The following is an 18,648-nucleotide window of genomic DNA, read 5'->3' on the forward strand; positions in this document are numbered from 1 at the left end:
GTAGATGACTCCTTGCACTGGATGTTTGGCTCTATAGATTTCCGTACGGATCCGGCGAAAAGCTCCGTATCGTCGGCCGAACTCGGTTCTCGAAGATGATATCGAAATAGGTCCTCGTGCCAGTTTGTATACTCTCGTAGACGTCCGACGTTGCATAGTACGTCATTGTCGACGGATCACCGTTTGGACGCTCTCCGTGACTGACCGTGATTCGGTACGCCGGTTTCTTTCCAGACGTATCCGATGCACGTCGCTTTTCTTTGATGGTGCCCTCTCTTATTATCAGCGTCAGGGCCGCGATCGTTCCACTATTGAACAAATCAAGGGTATACTCGATTCGGTCTCCTGCAATCAACTTCCCGAATGATTCCCGAGAAAGGAGATACCGTGGAGTGCCCCCGATCGCAGGCTGTCTTGGACGTTTTCCGTTCTTGGTTTCGACCAGTGGACCGTGGGGATTCAGCTTTCGGACCTGAATGTAGTAGTAGACATCGTCGTATCGCTGCTCCAATTGGTCGTTGAGGGGTCCAGATATGGTTGTGTTCGCCGGCTCTTCCGACCGAGGAAGCACATCTTTTACGACACCGTCTTCGATCGTGGTTTCGTTGGTCTTGATCTTGAGCACGGGGACTCTCCGGTTGTTGCGTTCCCCGAAGATGCCCTTCTGGATGAGTACCCCTTGTGGCGGCGGGAGCGGGTGAACACAACCAGCAGTGCTACTGATGAGACCCGCACCGAGCGCAGAGAGAAACGTTCTGCGGGAGACCCGACTATCCGCGGAGCGAAGATTCGACCACACGAGTGTGTTTCGTTTCCGAATGGGACATAACTCTACTGGATGGCTCCTGATATCATCAACATATACAATAAAATAACAGATTTTGCAGATGGATAATAATGAACTCGGAAAACGTGGTTGATATTCGATATTGAAATCGGATACAGTCTCGTGTTCGTTTCACCGATTCACGTCGTGGACGACGCGGCACGCTGCAACTGTGAAACGCTGAGTTGCTGGTGCGGTCAGGGTTCTGTTTCTGTTCCTGTCTCGTGATCCGGATCGTGCTTGTTAAACCACTGCTCGATGGTTTGGAGTCGATGGATGGCTCGTTCGGGGGAATCTACGTTGTGGTGCTCGTTCTGGTAGACGACGAGCTTCGAAGGGACGCCGCGTTTTTTGACGCTCACATAGAGCTGTTCGGCTTGCGTCGGTGGACAGCGCCAGTCGTTCTCGCCGGCCGTGATGAGCAGTGGCGTGTTCATCTCACCGACGCGCGTGATGCTCGAATATTCGCGGTATTGATCGATGTTCTCCCACGGGAGACCGAACTCATCCTCGGCCCAGAGATGGTTGTCGTCCGTTCCGAACATCGAGTATAAATCGTAGATGCCGTGCTCGGGTGCCGCGGCTGCGAACTGGTCAGTGCGAGCAACGACGTGGGCGGTCGTGATACCACCGTACGAAAAGCCCGTAACGAACAGTCGGTCGGGATCGACCCATCCTCGATCCACGAGGTGCTCGACGCCGTTGATGATGTCTTCGCTCTCAAGCTCTCCGCGCGTCCCGCGTAGCTGTTCGGAGAACGCTCGACCATAAGAGGTGCTTCCACGGTAGTTCACACAGAGGACGACGTACCCCTGACTCGTCCAATACGTCCGACCGAAATTGAACGCAGGCGTATCGTACGACATCGGCCCACCGTGGATGCTCACGACAAGGGGGTGCGTGTCGGGATTATCGAGATCGAATGTGGCGGGGAGGAACGCGAGGCCTTCAATTGATCCGTTTTCTGTTTCCGGAGAATCTTCTGTTCCGCTCTCGAAGTGGACGCGCTTACACTGGGGTAGTTCCCTGTCTTCGAACGCGGCGTTCATATCGGTAACAGGAGTCAACTCGTCGAAGTCGCTGTTCGTGGTGAATACGTTCCGTGTCGCATCAGGTGCAGTTCGGACGAGAGCGATGTCGCTACCGCTCTCTGACGCACTGGAACTTGCACTGAAGGTGGAGATCGTGCTGTACTCGCTCTGCTCTTCGAAGATGCGTTCGGCTGGATCTCCGTTGACGTGACAGCGGATCAGTCGTGATCTCGCTTCATCACCGATTGCTGCGAGAAGTGTCTCGTCGTCGATCCAGTCGGGGCTGCCGTTCCACGCGACCGTTCGGTCGAGACCAGCCGTGATCGATTCGTACTCTCCGTCGGTCTCTGTGATGTACACTTCTGTTGGCCGGTACCAGTTCGTCGGATGTCCACCGACGAATGCGAGTCGCTCACCGTCTGGACTCCAGGATGGCTGGGTGATTCGAAGATCCGAATCGGTTAGTTGTCGCAGATCGCCTCCGTCTGGAGCGACTGTGAATACGTCATAGACTGCGGAGTCATCGGGCTGCTCGGTCCGATTCGAGAGAAAAGCAATCCGATCCGAGGGACCCCACGCGGGCTGGAGTCCCATGAGCGGTTCGTAGGTGCCTGCTCCGTAGGCAGTGTCAATCCGTGTTTCATCGCCTGTCTCGATATCAACGACGAACAGATACGTTCGGACACTATCAAGCCAACCGACGCCGTCTGCCTTGTGCTGGAGACGCTCGATCTCGATTGGTCCGTCGTCCCGCCTCCGTTCGAGTGTCTCGCGCTCGTCTTCGGTTGGATCACGCGCACTAATTACGAGTCGCTCACCATCAGGTTCCCAGTCGAACTCCCGAACCCCTTCGTCACGAGTGGTCACCTGCTGTGCGTCACCGCCGCGCGCGAGGTCGAAGATCCAGACTTGTGTCTTTGGCTCATCATCTGCATCAGCAGTGTCTGCGTCCTCTTCGTCGTTCTCGTCGGACACTCCGACGCGCAAGGCCGTATCGCACTCCCGAGCAGCGAGAAATCCGAGCTTCGTTCCGTCCGGGCTCCATTTCGGGCTACTTGCGCCTGAAGCACGCGTCAGGCGATATGGCTCTTTCCGTCCATCACTGGGAGCGACGAACAGCGAATGTCTCCGTTTGTCCGCTTGGGAATCGAATTCATCGGCAACGAACGCCACACGCTCACCGTCAGGGGAGAGCGCGAGATCTGTTATGGCCGTGAGGTCGTAGAGGTCGTCGAGCGCAAGTTCGCTCATCACACCGAATCTGTGTAAAGAATTACTATTACGTTTGTGGTGTGTTGATACTAATTCACACGCGGACGACGGTTTCAGACTCGATATCGGTGTTGTGCTCTATAGCTGATCTTGCATAGTGAATTTGGAAGTGTATCTATATATGGTTCTGTAAGAAATATTGTTGTACAATGAGGGTCATATTCGAGGTGAGAAATCAATGTTAAATCGCCTGGGGGTCGATAGGTAGTCCAATGGCTAAACCCTCGTTCGTGATTGGAATCGCTGGTGGGACGGGCGCGGGAAAGACCGCTGTCGCGCGTGAGGTTGGCGATACTGTTGGCGAGGCTGTGACGATTATTCCACTCGACAACTACTATCGTGATCTCACACATCTCCCGATGGATGAGCGTGAACAGGTGAACTACGACCACCCCTCTGCATTCGAGTGGGATCTACTCACTGAGCACGTCGAGATCCTCCTTGGTGGTGATGCTGTTGAGATGCCGCAGTACGATTTCACGGTCCATAATCGTAAAGACGAGCGCGTGGTAGTCGCACCGACAGACATCATTATCGTCGAAGGAATCCTCTCGCTGTTCGAAGATCGTCTACGTGAACTGTACGACCTCTGCGTGTACGTCCAAACTGACGCCGACGTGCGCATCCTTCGGCGAATTCAACGTGATGTCATCGAACGCGATCGTGATCTCGAAGGCGTCATGAATCAGTATCTCACGACGGTGAAACCGATGCACGAGCAGTTCATCGAACCGTCCAAAAAACACGCAGACATCATTATTCCCGAGGGACTCAACCGCAGCGCGGTTGATCTTCTCATCAAGAAAGTTCACGCAGAGACGCGTGCAAACGGACCTGACTCTGAGAATGGAACTGAAAGCGAAGCAACTGAAACCAACGTCCAACACTGATACTCACAGTTCTTGCTCGGTTTCGTTGATTTCAGTCAACTGCGTCAGCGCGCAGTCGTTCGTACTGTTGTTCGAACTGCTGTTTGCACGATGGACAGCAGAGATAGTAGCGTTCTTCATCGAGAGTCACTGTCTCTCCGTCCTCGTCAACGGTGTTTCCACACTGTGCACACGTGAGTGCAAGTTCGGTCCCGCCGGTGTGTGGCGTCCAGTCTACATCAGTCAGGAGAATCACGTTGTATTCCGTGATGTCCTCGAGTTCAATTGTTTCTGTGAGAAACGTACGAACAGTTCCGTCCGGTATTCGTCCTTGAAACAGTATGTGTGCTTCGGCAGTCGTGAAGACGTGTTCGACGCTGTCGGCTGCGGAAAGCGACGCACGAACCCGTTCGACGGCCTCTGGCTGAACTGAGAGATCCACGAGAACGGGAACTCCACCGCTCAACTTTGAACGATCGAGATCGACCGTGAACCGCCGAACAACTCCAAGATCCTGAAGTCGACTGATGCGTTCTGAGACTGACGGTGAACTCATATCGACGTGTTCGGCGATCTCACTGTACGGTCGACGAGCGTTTTCAGTGAGGAGGCGCAGAATAGTGAAATCCGTCTCATCGAGCGTTCTCATGGTCGATGAGACGTCTCACGCACGCAAAACGCTTGTGCTGGTTTCTTTGATTTCAAACGTTTGTACGGGTGGTGTATGATTTATCTAAGACAAGGTGGTACTCTACTTTGGAAACTGTGGTTCTGGTGGTAATTTACCAATTTTTCTTATATGTTGGTTTCGTGTTGCTGTGGCACGTGACTCAGACTATTCTGAAGAAAATCGCCAAGCATTGGGGTTGCTCACGTGACGGTTCACGAATCTGCTTCCAATCCGTCGTTACGAAATTGTATGGATGGCGTGAATCAAGCGTGCCCCATAGCGTGCTCCGTCAGTCGTTCTACCACCGCATCGTCGACGCCGGTTGCTCGGTCGATAGCGTCGAAGGCCGCGCCTGCGACAGGGCTCATCGCCGGTTTCACAGCCCGGTAGCCTTCGGTGTCCGTAACCTGTCGACGAAGTTCGGCGGTCATGTACTCACTCAGGAGTACGCTGCCTGCCGGAGCAACGGCTACAGGCGTTTCAAGAAACCCACCGACGAGTCGGATACCGGTCACAACCTCTGCAATTGCGTCATCGCAGATGGCTCGTGCAAAGGGATCTCCGTCTGCTGCTGCGCCTGTGATCAACGGTGCCACACGATCGAGTGGATTCCCAGACAACGTGTTGGTGAACCGGTCTCCCTTGCGGACGGCCGATTGGAGGGTGACTACCGACTCGCAGTCCCAGCGCTCCAGTAGTCGATTCCCGAGTCGCCAGTCCGTGGGAGCTTCGCCACTGAGGAGTGCGTGGAGCGCTCGTTCGCCAAGATTGTGTGCACCGGCGCGGGCGTAGTGCAGACAGTCGTAGTTGCTGACCTGATCACCATCAGCCGTGATTCCAAAGACGAGAGAACCGGTGCCACCAATGGCTACGATACCTGCATCGTCACGGAGTGCCCCGATGTGGGCTACCACTGCGTCGTTAACCACGCGCGTCTCGCAGGCGAGCGCGTCGATAGCGAGGAACTGTTCAGCTTCCGTATAGCTCTGGGGTGTGGCGAGTCCCCCGATACCGGCTGTGAGTTCCGCTACGTCGCCCGGTGTTCGCTCAGCATCGGCGAGCGCAGTCTTGACTCCTTCGCGGAGATTCTGCCGCGCTTTTTCTGGGTCGTTGAACTCGGTACTCGCGCCACCCCGTTCAGCAGTTCCCAGCACGCGTCCACCAACATTAGCGACGATAACGCGCGTCCGGGTGCCACCCCCGTCGATGCCGACAACCACGTCGTTAGTCATCTATCAGATACGTGTGGGCGGATGAGGTAAAGCCTGTGTGCACCTCTGTGGATTCAGGTGATGTAGTGGTTGTGATTAATACTGCCCGACATTCTCGATGGATCGCCGGATGGTCTGCACCATCACGTGTCTACAACACAACTTGCAGCGCACAGACTCATAGCGATTGATGAAGAAGGCTCTTCGAGAACGTCGGATACAGTGAACCACACGACCGCATCGCTCCAATTCAGAACTGTTCAGAAAACGAACGGGCGCTGAGGGATTTGAACCCCCGGCAACTTGGTCCGAAGCCAAGCACTCTGTCCAGGCTGAGCTAAGCGCCCTATCTGTTACTTTCGTCGGAATAATTTAAACCTGTCCATCGCTTTCGCACCGCTTATTTCATTGCCACGGCACCGCTTTGCATGGACAGGCTGCGTGGATTGGTCGAACTCACTCGCCCCGTGAATGCCATTGCCGCCGGAGTACTCACACTCATCGGCGCGTACGTTGCTGGTGGTATCGCTACCGAATCATTTCAGGCCGGGATGGCTGGTGCAGCCACCGTTCTTGCAGCCGGGGCGGGGAACACGATCAACGACTACTTCGATCGGGAGATCGATCGAATCAATGCTCCTGATCGACCGATCCCTCGTGGTGCGGTTACGCCGCGTGAGGCTCTTATCTTCAGCGTCGTAAGCTTCATCGTCGCGATCGTGCTGGCATTCACGCTCCCGACGCTCGCTATCGCCATTGCAGCGGTCGACCTCGTTGCCCTCATCGCCTATACTGAGCTGTTCAAGGGTCTTCCCGGCGTCGGCAACGTCGTCGTCGCCTGCCTCGGTGGCAGTACGTTCCTGTTTGGTGGTGCGGCAGTGGCAGGTAACGATCTGGCGATGGCAAGCAGTAATCTCGCCGTGGTTGGCACACTTGCAGTGCTGGCTGCACTTTCAACGATCACACGCGAAATCGTGAAAGATGTCGAGGATATTGTCGGTGATCGAGAGGAGGGACTCAACACGTTACCGATCGCTATCGGTGAACGAGCATCGCTTTCTCTCGCGCTCGCGTGTACTATTCTTACTGTTCTCGTAAGTCCGCTCCCCTACCTTCTCGGAACATTCGGTATCGCGTATCTCGTGGTTGTTATCCCGGCAGATGTGATCCTCCTTCTCGCGTCCGTCGAGAGCTTTCGTGATCCGACAGCCGCCCAGTCCCACATTAAATACGGGATGTTCCTCGCGGCAGCAGCGTTCGTCGCCGGTCGAGCAGTTCCACTATCTCTATAATCATTAACGCGCGTATCGGGAGCAGGCTTTTACCCGTTTCAGTGGTAGTAGCTGTATGGCCACACAGCCATCGGGCGACGATATCCTTCGCACGATTCTCGATCACGACACCATCGCTGTCGTCGGCTGTTCGTCGACACCTGGTAAAGACGCACACGAAATCCCGAAATATATGGATGAGAACGGATACACGGTTATTCCCGTCAATCCGTACGCAGACGAGATCCTCGGACGAACAGCCCACGATTCACTCGGCGATGTCGATACCGAGATCGATGTCGTCAACGTATTCCGACCGAGCGAAGAAGTCGCTGACATCGTCGATGATGTTCTTGAACGGGAGGACGTGCGTGCCGTCTGGCTCCAGCTCGGTATCCGAGACGACGAAGCTGGCCAGCGTATTGAATCGTCCGAACGAGAGTTCGTTCAAGATCGCTGCATGAAAGTGGAACACAAGCGGCTGGTCTAACTCACCACTCACCCGTTTTGCGGCCTTCGATCAGACGAAGATGGTCCCTGAGCAGTACCTTGTCCTTGTCTACGACCTTGATCGTATCCTTGGCCCTGCCCTTGGTCATATCCTTGGCCCTGCCCTTGATCGTATCCTTGGCCCTGCCCTTGGTCGTATCCTTGTCCCTGCCCTTGGTCGTACCCTTGACCGTGTTGTCCCTGTCCTGGGGTGGCCTGATCGGGTGCATTCGTGTCAACGTTTTCGATAACTTCGTCCACGTCGATCCCTTGTTGTTCTGCCACTCGTTCGAGGAGCGCGCGTGTGACTTCGTGTTCGTACCGGAGCTGATCGACTTCCGTATTCGTCCGCTCGACGGTTTCGCGGAGTCCCATGAGTTGCTCTCGGAGGTCGTTCAGCCTTGCATACAGGTCCTCAGCCATGTTAGCGACCTTCTGGAGCTTTTTTGCAGTTCCACCAAGTCCCATACATGAACCGAGGGCCGGAGGGTTGTGTACCTTGTGGTGGGATTTCACGAGAACTAAGCCGCTGGCACTCGGTCGTCTGGTATGGACGACGTGCGCCTTGCCCCTACTGTCGGTATCGTTGCTTCCATCGCTTTCATCTCTGTTCTCGTACTACCATACTTCCTCATCAATGCCCGCTCGGTCGGTGCCTACTACGGAGCCGGACCGCTTAACCCGCTGCTCGGTGGGCTATTTACACTCGTTTGTATCATTATTTTTGCCGCTGGGAGACAAGATCGATCTGACCCGGCACTCGTTGCCGGTGTGGCTCTTGTATTCGGTGTCTTTATTTTCGGCTTCACTGCTATCTGGGCCGCAACTGTCCCGGCCAGTCTCGTGCTCTCGTTCCCGACCGTTGCTGTGTTTGAGTACCACCGCTTTGTGCTCGTTCTCAACTCTTTCATCATACCGTTGAGTGCAGCGTGGTACGCTTACGTGCTCGGCGTGCTGTAGCACAATGTAGTATATTACCTCGAAATGAACTGTACAGGACGAGATGTCAGCGGTACGAAGCACATATGATTAGCTGAGCTGTCGGACGAGCAGTGCTCAATGGGGTTCATTTGATTTGATCTGATTTGATCTGATCTGATCTGATCTGACCTGTCCTGAGTATTCTGCTCCGGGCGTTCTTCGATCTGGCTCAATCGTGTTTAGTGCGGGCATCACTGGCTTACCGGTGCTCTGTCTCTGCCTCGTACTGTTATCGTGTATCGTACAAGATGACTTCTGCTTCAATCTCTTGTCGCTGTGGTGCATCTGTTGGACTCAAACAGATGCTGTCGGGTGTATCGAACACGATGATTGATCCCTGTTCATTGTGAGGCGTACGGAGTTGTGCACTGACTTCCGGACGGCCGTTGACCATATCGAGCTCGAAACTTGCAACAATAAACGAATCCTCTCTGCCTGTTTCCACCGAGCGAACGTGAATGCGATCATTGACCCGAAGATCGGTAACTCGATCGACAGTTTGCGTGTTGTTTCGGTTAGCCATGTGTAGTACAGATAGTCCATACGAATCATCGTACACAAACGTTTCCACTTCTCGATACATAGGTATTCAATTGTGTAAAATAATAAAATAGTAGAATAGCAGAAAAAGTGTAATGCGATACTTAGCAAAAACAGGCTAAGAATCGAATGAAGTCCGCTTCAGACGTAGAGGAGGGCGTCGTCTTCGAAGACGGCGTAGCCGATGGCTTCGGGGACGTGTTCGACTTCGGTGTCAGCACTCTGTTCTTCCTCGACAGCGACGGTTGCACCAGTTCCGTCGATATCGCTCACGCGGGTGGTGGCGGTGTTGTGCCCGGCGAGTGTCTGCATGTCGGCGAGGCAGATGGGTGAGTCGTAGTCGTTTGCGAACTCGAGTGGGTAATCGTCGTGCGTGACGGTCTGGGTGGTGGCGTCGACTTCGAAGCCGCCGAGGATCGAATCGAGCTTGCCAAGCGGCGGATCGAGGATGCCCTCACCGGGTTCGAGCGCGATGTAGCCAACCGTTTCCGAGCGGTGGAACTGTTGGTAGCGCTCCTGTTCTTGGAGTTTGACGGTGAACTGGTTGGTGCCCGCGACGTCGACGCGGGTGGTGATGGAATCGCCCTTGCCGGCGGCATCGCCGCGGCGGCCGTTATGCGTCTGTGCCTGTGCAAAGACGGTGGGGCGCTGGGAGAACGACTGCGTGAAGGAGACGCTCTGTGCAGTGGTGTTAGCGGCGACGAAGCCAGCTTCGGCGTTGAGGAGTGCGCCGACGAGTTCGTGGACACCGCGTGCCATCGCAAGGAAGTGTAGTTCTTCGGCGGCGTGCTCGCCGTCTTGGTAATCCCACTCTTCGAGGCGGAACTCAAAGCCGTTCCGGGTAACCTTCCGGATGTGGACATCGACGGGTGCCGCCTCGTTTGCGGTGACGGGGTTCATGATAACGACGGGGGTGAGTGCAAACGGGATATCGAATGAGACACGGGCCCAGCGGTCGGGATCGCTCTGACCAGCGACGATTCGGCCAGTTTGGCCGATGACCGAGGGACCACCGACGGCAGGCAGTGCCCGCCCTCGGGTAGTTGCGATACGACTAACTCCGGCTGATGTTGCACCAGCAGCCGCCAATTGCAAAAATCGGCGACGAGACTTGTCTCGGACCATAGCGAAATATCATATGAGTAGGTGTGATTTAAAGATGTTCATTTCATGGTACACTGCGGGTTTTATCATTAATTGATATTTGTGTTAAACAGTGTAATAATGCACGATTCTATTGATGATTATACGTAGATTCCAATGAGTGCGGTCGAAATATCTTATAGTAGATCATTAAATTTTCTCTTCATATTCATATTCTTGTTTTGTTTTGTTGGTAATGTTTGCCACATGCCATATATGGCAAAGACTATTAAGGAAGATATGTTGGCTATTCAGTTATTAATCGTTCGGTGATTTCAGTGGGCCGACGTCGTGTGGTTTGTGCAGTGATATCGATGGAGAGCGTGGTCAACCCGTTCTCGAAATCTTCAAAGGGAAGCCAATACGAGGGACACTAATGGCTGTAGCACCGTACGAGACATTGGCATTCGCGCTGTTTGCCGTTATCACAGTGGGAAGCAGTTTAGGCGTCGTCCTCGTGCGCGACGTTTGGCACTCTGCTCTCCTACTGGGGATCGCGTTACTTTCGGTAGCAGTGCACTACGTCATGCGCCAAGCGGCGTTCGTGGCAACGATGCAGGTGCTCGTATACGTCGGGGGCGTCCTGATTTTGATCACATTCGCGGTTATGCTCACCCGCGATAGCTCGGGTGAGGAGGCGGTCGCATGACGACTCGCCCACGGTTGAAACTCGGCCGTCATCTCATTCCAGGGATGGCTGCGGTCGCTCTGTTCGTTGTCATGGCAGCAGCGTTCCTATCAGCTGAGTTTCCAGCACCACAGGGGTTCGGCGAGGGATCAATCACTGCGAGTATCGGCTATGCGATGTTCGATCTCGAAGGACCGATCCCATCAGAGAACTTCCTCGTCACGTTCGAGATTATCGATGTTGTCCTCGTGGCTGCACTCGCCGCCGCCGTGATGCTCGCCCGGCGTGAGAGCGGTAAAGGACCCCTATCCGGACCTGGATCTGAATCCGGATCCGGATCCGGATCTGAATCCGAATCTAACGATGGGCTCACGGACATGGATGTTCGAACAGACGGTGGAGACGGTACGGACGCGCACACGGAGGACGATCATTGATGGTTCCATCAGAGTATTATCTTGTCCTCTCGGCAGCAGTGTTCTGTATTGGCCTGTTTGGTGTTCTGACGCGTCGGAACGCGTTGGTGTTCCTGATGAGCGTCGAGTTGATGTTGAACGCAGCGAACATCAACCTCGTCGCCTTCTCGGTTCAGAACGGAAATCTCACTGGGCAGGTGTTCAGCCTGTTCACGATGGCGCTCGCCGCTGCAGAAGTCGCCGTCGGAATCGGTATCATCCTCGTACTCTATCGCAACTTCAATGATGTGGACGTCACGACAGCAACGACAATGAGGTGGTAATCATGGCAGGAGCATTCGAATTCGCGCCAGCGATCGCTATACTACCGCTTGTATCGTTCGTTATCGCGCTCTTTGCGGGTCAGTATATGCCCAAGAAAGGAGCGCTCGCCGGAATCACAGCGACAGGTGGGTCTCTGCTACTGTCTGTGTGGATGTACGCTACTGTTCTCACGACAGGACACCCACATTTCGAACATATCTATACGCTTGTCTCTATCCAAGATCCGTTCGCGCTTCAGTTTGGAATTCTCATCGATCAACTCTCGACGTTGATGCTGCTCATCGTCTCTCTCATCTCCTTTTTGGTGTTCATCTTCTCGCTCGGATACATGAACGATGAGGGTGAAACAGGTCTTCCGCGATACTATGCCGAGCTGAGCCTGTTCAGCTTCAGCATGCTCGCATTCGTCATGGCGTCGAACCTGTTCATGGCGTTCATGTTCTTCGAGCTCGTCGGACTGTGTTCGTACCTGCTCATCGGCTTCTGGTTCCGCGAGGCAGGTCCACCGTCGGCAGCGAAGAAAGCGTTCCTCGTCACCCGATTTGGTGACTACTTCTTCCTCATCGGCGTGGTCGCCGTCTTTGCGACGTTCGGGACGGCAGCCTTCGCAGGAGATGGGAGCTTCCCAGTCATCGCTGAAGAAGTCCTCGCAGGAACCGGTGGCGGCGAGGTTCACACCTTCGGATTCGATCCGCAAACGTGGTTCACGATCATCGGTCTCCTCGTGCTGGGTGGTGTCGTTGGGAAATCTGCACAGTTCCCGCTTCACACGTGGCTTCCTGACGCGATGGAAGGCCCGACGCCCGTCTCTGCGCTCATTCACGCGGCAACAATGGTCGCAGCGGGTGTCTATCTCGTTGCACGCATGTACGGTTTCTATGCGCTTTCACCGACTGCACTCTCGATTATCGCGTTTGTTGGTGGATTTACAGCGCTGTTCGCGGCGACGATGGGCGTCGTCAAGCGCGAACTCAAGCAGGTGCTCGCGTACTCGACCATCTCCCAGTACGGGTATATGATGCTCGCACTCGGTGTCGGTGGCTACGTCGCTGGTGTCTTCCATCTGACCACGCACGCGATGTTCAAGGCCCTGCTGTTCCTCGGTGCAGGAGCGGTCATCATTGCGATGCACCACGACGAGGATATGTGGAAGATGGGCGGACTGAAAGAGCATCTTCCAGTCACGTATTATACCTTCCTCGCAGGCTCGCTCGCACTCGCGGGCATCCTTCCGTTCTCGGGCTTTTGGTCGAAAGACGAGGTGCTGTTCGAGGCACTCCTCCGTGGCATGAACGACCCGGTCTTCTTCGCCGCATACGCGATGGGACTGCTCGGTGTGTTCTTCACGGGACTCTACACCTTCCGGATGGTGTTCCTCACCTTCCACGGTGAGCCACGGACGAGCGTAGCCAAAGACCCTCACCTCATCAGTTGGAATATGAAAGTCCCGCTGGTGGTGCTCGGTATCCTCGCTACTGTCATCGGATTCATCAACATGGCACCGATCGCAAAGCTGACCGGGACTCACATCGACTTCCTCCACAGCTGGTTCGCCCACGGCGGCGAGGCACTCACTGTCGAGCATTACGAAACGTTGCTCGCAGAGTGGGCAGGCTACGAGGCTGTCGAGGTCAGTAACAGCGTGATGCTCGGCTCAGCGGCTGTCTCGCTCGCGCTTGCGCTCTTGGGAGCAGGGGCTGCACACGTTCTCTACAACGTGCCCGAACCCATCGAACACACGGACAAACTCGGATCCATCAAGACGGTGCTGTTCAACAACTACTACCAAGACGAATATCAGGTATGGCTCGCAGAGGGTGTGACCGCGAATGTTGCCCAAGCGGCTGATACGTTCGACCAAGGTGTCATCGATGGTGCTGTCAACGGCATCTCTAGCATCTCGTTGTTCTCTGGAAGCCGCATTCGCCGCATCCAAACCGGAATTGTCTCCAACTACGCGGCTCTGCTCACGCTGGGTCTGGTCGCGCTCCTTCTTGCTATCGGTCTCCTCGGGGGGTGGTTCGTATGATGATCGAATTCCTCCTCGGGGTCTGTCTCGTTGGCGCAGCAGTCGTCTTCCTCGCACCGGATCGGTACTCAGCACGGCTCTCGTTCTTGATTAGCCTGCTCCCCATCATCGGCAGCGTGTACATGTACGCCACGTTCGACGGCGTCGGCAACGCGCTACTCGAAGGAGCAACGTTGGCGTTCGAGACGCGGGTCAAGTGGCTGAGCGTCGGTCCCTATGACCTGTTCTACCACGTCGGTCTCGACGGCGTGAGTATGCCGTTGATCGTTCTCACGACGGTGTTGACGTCGCTCGCTATTGTGAGCGCGTGGACGCCAATCAATGAGCGCAAATCACAGTTCTACGGGTTGATGCTCATGATGGAGGCGAGTCTCATCGGCGTGTTCGCAGCACTCGATTTCTTCGTTTGGTTCATCTTCTGGGAAGCCGTTCTCATCCCAATGTACTTCCTGATCGGTGTCTGGGGTGGCCCACGACGGAAGTACGCCGCGATGAAGTTCTTCGTCTACACGAACGTCGCCTCGCTAGTGATGTTCGTCGGCTTTTTCGTTCTCGTGTTCGGGCTTGGTGGATCGGTCCAGACGCTCGGACTCCCCGAGATTGCACAGACAATCACCGGATCCGACACCGCCGTGCAGTCGGTCGCCGGATTGGCTCCGAGTACTGTGAAGACGGTTGCCTTCTTCCTCATGTTCGCCGGGTTTGCGGTGAAGGTCCCGGTTGTTCCCGTCCACACGTGGCTGCCGGATGCTCACGTTGAGGCACCGACGCCGGTGTCGGTGATCCTAGCGGGCGTCCTCTTGAAGATGGGTACGTACGCGCTGTTGCGGTTCAACTTCACGCTGTTACCCGAGGTGGCCCAGCAGTACGCGATCGTTCTCGTGCTGTTCGCGGTCGTGTCGGTGATCTACGGAGCGTTACTCGCACTGGCCCAGCAGGACTTAAAACGCATTGTCGCATACTCGTCAGTCTCTTCGATGGGCTACGTCATCCTCGGATTAGTCGCGTTCACGCTCTACGGCATTGGTGGTGCGACGTTCCAGATGATCAGCCACGGACTCATTTCGGGTCTCCTGTTCCTCTGCGTAGGTGTTATCTACAACACGACGCACACGCGGATGGTCGGTGACATGAGCGGTCTCGCCGACAGGATGCCGATCACAACCGGCGCACTCGTCGCTGGTTCGTTCGCGTATATGGGACTCCCGCTGATGTCCGGCTTCATGGGCGAGTTCTTCGTCTTCGTCGGCTCGTTCGGGGCCAGCTTCCCATTCGCGCCTGTGTTTACGGGAATCGCAATGTTCGGTATCGTCATCGTAGCGGGCTATTACCTGTTTGCGATGCAACGGACGTTGTTCGGCTCATTCAACGTCGAGACCGACTACGAGATCACTCGCGCGCCCACACACGACGTGATCCCACTGTTCGTGCTCCTCACTCTCATCATCGTGCTTGGCTCTGCACCCGACGTGATCTTCCAAATGATCGAGGGCGCAGTCAGGCCGATGACCGAGCTCACTCAAGGACAGCAGGCAGATGCCCAGCCAGTCCTTGATACGCTAAAGCTCATCGGAGGTGGTGTCCTATGAATCCAAACCTGTTGCAGATCCAGATCACCGGATACGAAGCCCTTGCGCCGTCGATCATTCTCGCGTTCACGGCACTCGTACTGTTCGTCATCGATAGTATCTCACCTGAATCGGAAAACAGCCAGCTGCTTTCCGGTCTCACGGTTTTCGGCTCGCTCGTTACGCTCGTCGTGACCGGGACCTTTCTCCTGATCGGTGTCGGGGGAGCGAACGCGAGTGCGCTCTCACTGTTTGAGGGACAGCTCGTCGTCGACGAGATGAGCCTCTTCTTTACGTTCATCATTGCAAGCGTCACCGCGCTCGTCTCGCTCGCTAGCTACGAATATCTCCGTGACCGTCCATATCAGGCCGAATACTACATTCTCGTCCTGCTTTCGGCTACGGGAATGACGCTCATGGCTAGCTCGAACAGCCTTGCAACGGCGTTCGTGAGCCTCGAACTCACTTCGCTCCCATCGTACGCACTTGTCGCGTACATCAAGGATAACCGCGGAAGCGTCGAAGCTGGTCTGAAGTATTTCCTCATCGGTGCGCTCTCGTCTGCGGTCTTCGTATATGGTGTCAGCCTCATCTACGCCGTTACAGGAAGTCTTCTCCTACCTGACATTGCGAGCACGCTTCAGGGCGGATTCGATGAGAGTCTCATTGGCGTCCTCGGATTCGGTGTGGTGATGATCCTCGGTGGACTCGCGTTCAAGATGGCAAGCGTCCCGTTCCACTTCTGGGCACCGGAGGCGTACGAAGGCGCTCCGGCACCCATCTCGGGATTCCTGTCGTCTGCTTCGAAGGCTGCCGGGTTCGTCCTCGCCTTCCGCGTGTTCATCACCGCGTTCCCGACAAGCGGGATCGCAGGTGTCGATTGGGTGTTCGCGTTCCAGATTCTCGCACTGGTGACGATGACCCTCGGTAACTTCGCCGCAGCCACCCAAGAGAATGTCAAGCGGATGCTTGCGTACTCTTCGATTGGCCACGCTGGCTACGTGCTCATTGCGCTTGCAGCACTGACTGGTCCGGCCGATCAAGGTCTCGTTCTCGGCGCAGGAATGATTCACCTCCTCGTCTACGGCTTCATGAACACTGGTGCGTTCCTGTTCGTTGCGCTTGCCGAATACTGGGGGATCGGGAGAACCTTCGAGGACTACAACGGTCTTGCCAACAAGGCACCGGTTGCCTGTGCGGCCATGACCGTGTTCCTGTTTAACCTTGCAGGGCTACCCATCGGCGGTGGATTCCTCTCGAAATACTTCCTCCTCTTTGCAACAGTCAGCGCTCAGACGTTCGTTCTCGCCGCTGCGCTCATCATCAACAGCGCGCTGTCGCTTTACTTCTACACCCGTGTGGTGAAGGCGATGTGGATCGAGGACCCGACCGACGACTTCACCATCGACGGCTATCCGAGCGGTCTCTACGCCGCTGTGATTGCCGCCGCTGTCGTGACTGTCCTGCTCCTACCGGCACTCTTCCTCTTCTCTGACCCTGCGTTCGAGGCCGCTAGTGCACTGTTCTGAAAACTGAGAACGCATCTGCTCTTCTACAATCGAAATCGATACTGGTGTGATGCTGGTATTCGATTGCGAATGTGACATCGACGCTGTCCCTGTGTCTTCTGTCAGCGGTAACCGGTTGTCACATAAACTGAATATGACATGTATATCTGGAATACGGTGAACGGAACCGCACCGCGATGGATAGAGCAGAAGGAGGAAGTATTTACCGACTGACTCTACTATGGGGTGTATGGTAACCCGGCTGGTGCTTGGGTGTGGATCACTCGGGCAGCTGCTGGTCGATACACTCGATGAGCGCCCTGGAACGCTACAGGTTATCGTTAACGATACGAACCGAGCAGAAACGCTCCGTGGCGATGGTATTCCGGCCACACAGGGCGACAGCACGGATTCGGAGGCACTCCCGTGGACACGGGATTCCACCGTGGATTCGGTCATCGTCGCGAGCGACGACGCCGAGCGAAACCGTCGGACGGCACTCCTCGCGCGTGAGACATACCCCGACGCACTACTCGTCGCGTATACGGGAGAGAACGCCGATGATGAGATACGATCAACGCTGTCAGCAGTCGCGGACAGAGTAATCGACCCAGGTGTGGCGCTTACAGAACAGGTACTCGCATCCGCTGGACGGCAGGGTCACCGCGTCCGCCAACTCCACCGGACGCTTCGTGACCTCGATGGACGACTCGCTGTCGTGATGCACGACAATCCAGATCCGGACGCGATTGCGAGCGCGATTGCGCTTGCGAATCTCGCAGAACGACTGAACTGTCCGGCAGATCCGTGTTACTCAGGAGATATTACCCATCAAGAAAACCGCGCGCTCGTGAATCTCCTTGAGTACGATCTTCTCCATTTCGAGAATGATGCGTTCGATCTCTCCGACTACAGTGGTGTCGCGCTCGTTGATCACGCGCGCCCAGGCGTAAACGATCAACTCCCCCCCGAGACGGAGATCGATATCGTCATCGATCACCATCCACCGCGCAAGCCTGTTGAGGCGCGGTTCGTCGATCTGCGAAGTGACGTTGGAGCGACGAGTACGCTTCTCGTTGATTACTATCAGCGTCTCGATATTGTGCCGTCGACAGAGATTGCAACGGGGCTGCTGTTCGGTATCTGGGTCGACACCAAAGAGTTCAGCCGCGAGATCGCAGTCGATGACTTCGAGGCAGCAGCGTACCTTATGCCCTCGGTGGACATGCCGGTGCTCGAACGGGTCGAATCACCGAGAATGAGCACGGAAACGGTCGAAACGATCGGCCGAGCGATCAGAAATCGGACAATCAACGACTCGGTGCTCACGAGTTGTGTCGGTCATTTCAGAGATCGAGACGCAATCGCGCAGGCCTCTGATCACTTGCTCAATATGGATGGGATCACGACGACGCTCGTATACGGGATCAAAGACGGGACCATTTATGCCTCGGGACGTGCCCGGAGTACAACCCTCGATGTCGGTGAGACCCTTCGTGATGCGTTCGACCAGATTGGTGATGCTGGTGGTCATGCCGATATGGCTGGCGCACAGATCCCGCTTGGTGTCCTCGGTGTTATCGAAGAAACGACAGACAATGGCGACAGTACTGACTCTGGAGATGGAGACCAAAGTGATGATCGCACAGAAGGGAGCAATACCACCGATAACGTCGAAAACGAGAGGACGAGCAAAAGTGACAGTAAACGTGATCAGTTGGTCGATATCGTTCGGAAAGTCATTGACGAACGGTTTTTCGAAACGATTCGAAATCGACCATATTGGGAACTAATGGATGATACCGACGCCTCTAATCCCAATCACGTCTACTGGTGATGCCGACCGAGAAACATTTAACCGAGTCTGACCTC

Annotated in this window: 18 protein-coding genes and 1 tRNA gene; 11 read left to right on the plus strand and 8 right to left on the minus strand. The window is 55.4% G+C overall.

The features are described 5' to 3' along the window. Positions 1 to 31 precede the first annotated feature (31 nt). Both MW898_RS00715 and MW898_RS00720 read right to left on the minus strand, forming a co-directional pair. A complete protein-coding gene (locus tag MW898_RS00715) occupies positions 32 to 799 on the minus strand; it encodes a hypothetical protein (protein WP_248903665.1) in 768 nt (255 codons plus the stop codon). Between the two features lie 224 nt (positions 800 to 1,023). Next, positions 1,024 to 3,108: a S9 family peptidase gene (locus MW898_RS00720; RefSeq protein ID WP_248903666.1), complete on the minus strand. Its 2,085-nt coding sequence runs from the start codon at positions 3,106 to 3,108 to the stop codon at positions 1,024 to 1,026. Between the two features lie 233 nt (positions 3,109 to 3,341). Between MW898_RS00720 and udk the strand changes: the two genes are divergently transcribed. After that, positions 3,342 to 4,019 (plus strand): uridine kinase, encoded by a 678-nt coding sequence (udk, locus tag MW898_RS00725; RefSeq protein WP_248903667.1) that lies wholly within the window; start codon positions 3,342 to 3,344, stop codon positions 4,017 to 4,019. A gap of 31 nt (positions 4,020 to 4,050) precedes the next feature. Here udk and MW898_RS00730 read toward each other — a convergent pair whose 3' ends face one another. From MW898_RS00730 to MW898_RS00740, 3 genes are all read right to left on the minus strand, one after another. Continuing rightward, entirely contained in the window at positions 4,051 to 4,647 is a 597-nt protein-coding gene (locus tag MW898_RS00730) for an AsnC family transcriptional regulator (protein ID WP_248903668.1), read from the minus strand. Between the two features lie 284 nt (positions 4,648 to 4,931). Continuing rightward, a complete protein-coding gene (locus tag MW898_RS00735; protein ID WP_248903669.1) occupies positions 4,932 to 5,900 on the minus strand; it encodes a BadF/BadG/BcrA/BcrD ATPase family protein in 969 nt (322 codons plus the stop codon). A gap of 251 nt (positions 5,901 to 6,151) precedes the next feature. After that, a tRNA-Arg gene (locus MW898_RS00740) sits at positions 6,152 to 6,226 on the minus strand. A gap of 81 nt (positions 6,227 to 6,307) precedes the next feature. On the opposite strand from MW898_RS00740, the gene MW898_RS00745 reads away from it, so the two are divergent. After that, positions 6,308 to 7,171, plus strand: a complete 864-nt coding sequence (locus MW898_RS00745) for a geranylgeranylglycerol-phosphate geranylgeranyltransferase (RefSeq protein ID WP_248903670.1) — start codon at positions 6,308 to 6,310, stop codon at positions 7,169 to 7,171. A 55-nt stretch (positions 7,172 to 7,226) separates the two neighbouring features. Then, positions 7,227 to 7,640, plus strand: coding sequence for a CoA-binding protein (locus MW898_RS00750; protein WP_248903671.1), 414 nt, complete (start codon positions 7,227 to 7,229; stop codon positions 7,638 to 7,640). A gap of 8 nt (positions 7,641 to 7,648) precedes the next feature. Here the strand turns inward: MW898_RS00750 and MW898_RS00755 are convergent, their stop codons facing one another. Beyond that, on the minus strand, positions 7,649 to 8,107 hold the full coding sequence (locus tag MW898_RS00755) for a DUF5798 family protein (RefSeq protein WP_248903672.1): 459 nt from the start codon (positions 8,105 to 8,107) through the stop codon (positions 7,649 to 7,651). Positions 8,108 to 8,188: 81 nt separating this feature from the next. Between MW898_RS00755 and MW898_RS00760 the strand changes: the two genes are divergently transcribed. Continuing rightward, complete coding sequence (locus MW898_RS00760) at positions 8,189 to 8,599, plus strand: DUF7548 family protein (RefSeq protein ID WP_248903680.1); 411 nt, start codon at positions 8,189 to 8,191, stop codon at positions 8,597 to 8,599. A 250-nt stretch (positions 8,600 to 8,849) separates the two neighbouring features. Here the strand turns inward: MW898_RS00760 and MW898_RS00765 are convergent, their stop codons facing one another. Together MW898_RS00765 and MW898_RS00770 are read right to left on the minus strand one after the other, a co-directional pair. Next, complete coding sequence (locus MW898_RS00765) at positions 8,850 to 9,143, minus strand: hypothetical protein (RefSeq protein WP_248903682.1); 294 nt, start codon at positions 9,141 to 9,143, stop codon at positions 8,850 to 8,852. Positions 9,144 to 9,301: 158 nt separating this feature from the next. Continuing rightward, positions 9,302 to 10,285, minus strand: coding sequence for an H-type lectin domain-containing protein (locus tag MW898_RS00770; protein WP_248903684.1), 984 nt, complete (start codon positions 10,283 to 10,285; stop codon positions 9,302 to 9,304). A gap of 394 nt (positions 10,286 to 10,679) precedes the next feature. On the opposite strand from MW898_RS00770, the gene MW898_RS00775 reads away from it, so the two are divergent. The 7 genes from MW898_RS00775 to MW898_RS00805 all read left to right on the plus strand — a co-directional run bounded on the left by MW898_RS00775 (position 10,680) and on the right by MW898_RS00805 (position 18,613). Continuing rightward, entirely contained in the window at positions 10,680 to 10,952 is a 273-nt protein-coding gene (locus MW898_RS00775; protein WP_248903686.1) for an NADH-quinone oxidoreductase subunit J, read from the plus strand. After that, positions 10,949 to 11,368: an NADH-quinone oxidoreductase subunit J gene (locus tag MW898_RS00780; RefSeq protein WP_248903688.1), complete on the plus strand. Its 420-nt coding sequence runs from the start codon at positions 10,949 to 10,951 to the stop codon at positions 11,366 to 11,368. The genes MW898_RS00775 and MW898_RS00780 overlap by 4 nt, the downstream gene beginning before the upstream one ends. Further along, a complete protein-coding gene (gene nuoK, locus MW898_RS00785) occupies positions 11,368 to 11,670 on the plus strand; it encodes an NADH-quinone oxidoreductase subunit NuoK (RefSeq protein WP_248903690.1) in 303 nt (100 codons plus the stop codon). The genes MW898_RS00780 and nuoK overlap by 1 nt, the downstream gene beginning before the upstream one ends. Positions 11,671 to 11,672: 2 nt before the next feature. Beyond that, complete coding sequence (gene nuoL / locus MW898_RS00790) at positions 11,673 to 13,700, plus strand: NADH-quinone oxidoreductase subunit L (RefSeq protein ID WP_248903692.1); 2,028 nt, start codon at positions 11,673 to 11,675, stop codon at positions 13,698 to 13,700. Then, positions 13,697 to 15,289, plus strand: a complete 1,593-nt coding sequence (locus MW898_RS00795) for a complex I subunit 4 family protein (protein WP_248903694.1) — start codon at positions 13,697 to 13,699, stop codon at positions 15,287 to 15,289. The genes nuoL and MW898_RS00795 overlap by 4 nt, the downstream gene beginning before the upstream one ends. Continuing rightward, positions 15,286 to 16,797 (plus strand): NADH-quinone oxidoreductase subunit N, encoded by a 1,512-nt coding sequence (locus tag MW898_RS00800; protein ID WP_248903696.1) that lies wholly within the window; start codon positions 15,286 to 15,288, stop codon positions 16,795 to 16,797. Before MW898_RS00795 ends, MW898_RS00800 begins: the two co-directional genes overlap by 4 nt. Positions 16,798 to 17,026: 229 nt before the next feature. Beyond that, the gene (locus tag MW898_RS00805; protein WP_248903698.1) at positions 17,027 to 18,613 is read left to right on the plus strand and encodes a DHH family phosphoesterase; all 1,587 of its coding nucleotides are present in this window, start codon (positions 17,027 to 17,029) and stop codon (positions 18,611 to 18,613) included. The last annotated feature ends 35 nt before the right edge of the window (positions 18,614 to 18,648 follow it).

Origin of the sequence: Halocatena marina, assembly GCF_023276375.1 — an archaeon.
Classification (GTDB): domain Archaea; phylum Halobacteriota; class Halobacteria; order Halobacteriales; family Haloarculaceae; genus Halocatena; species Halocatena marina.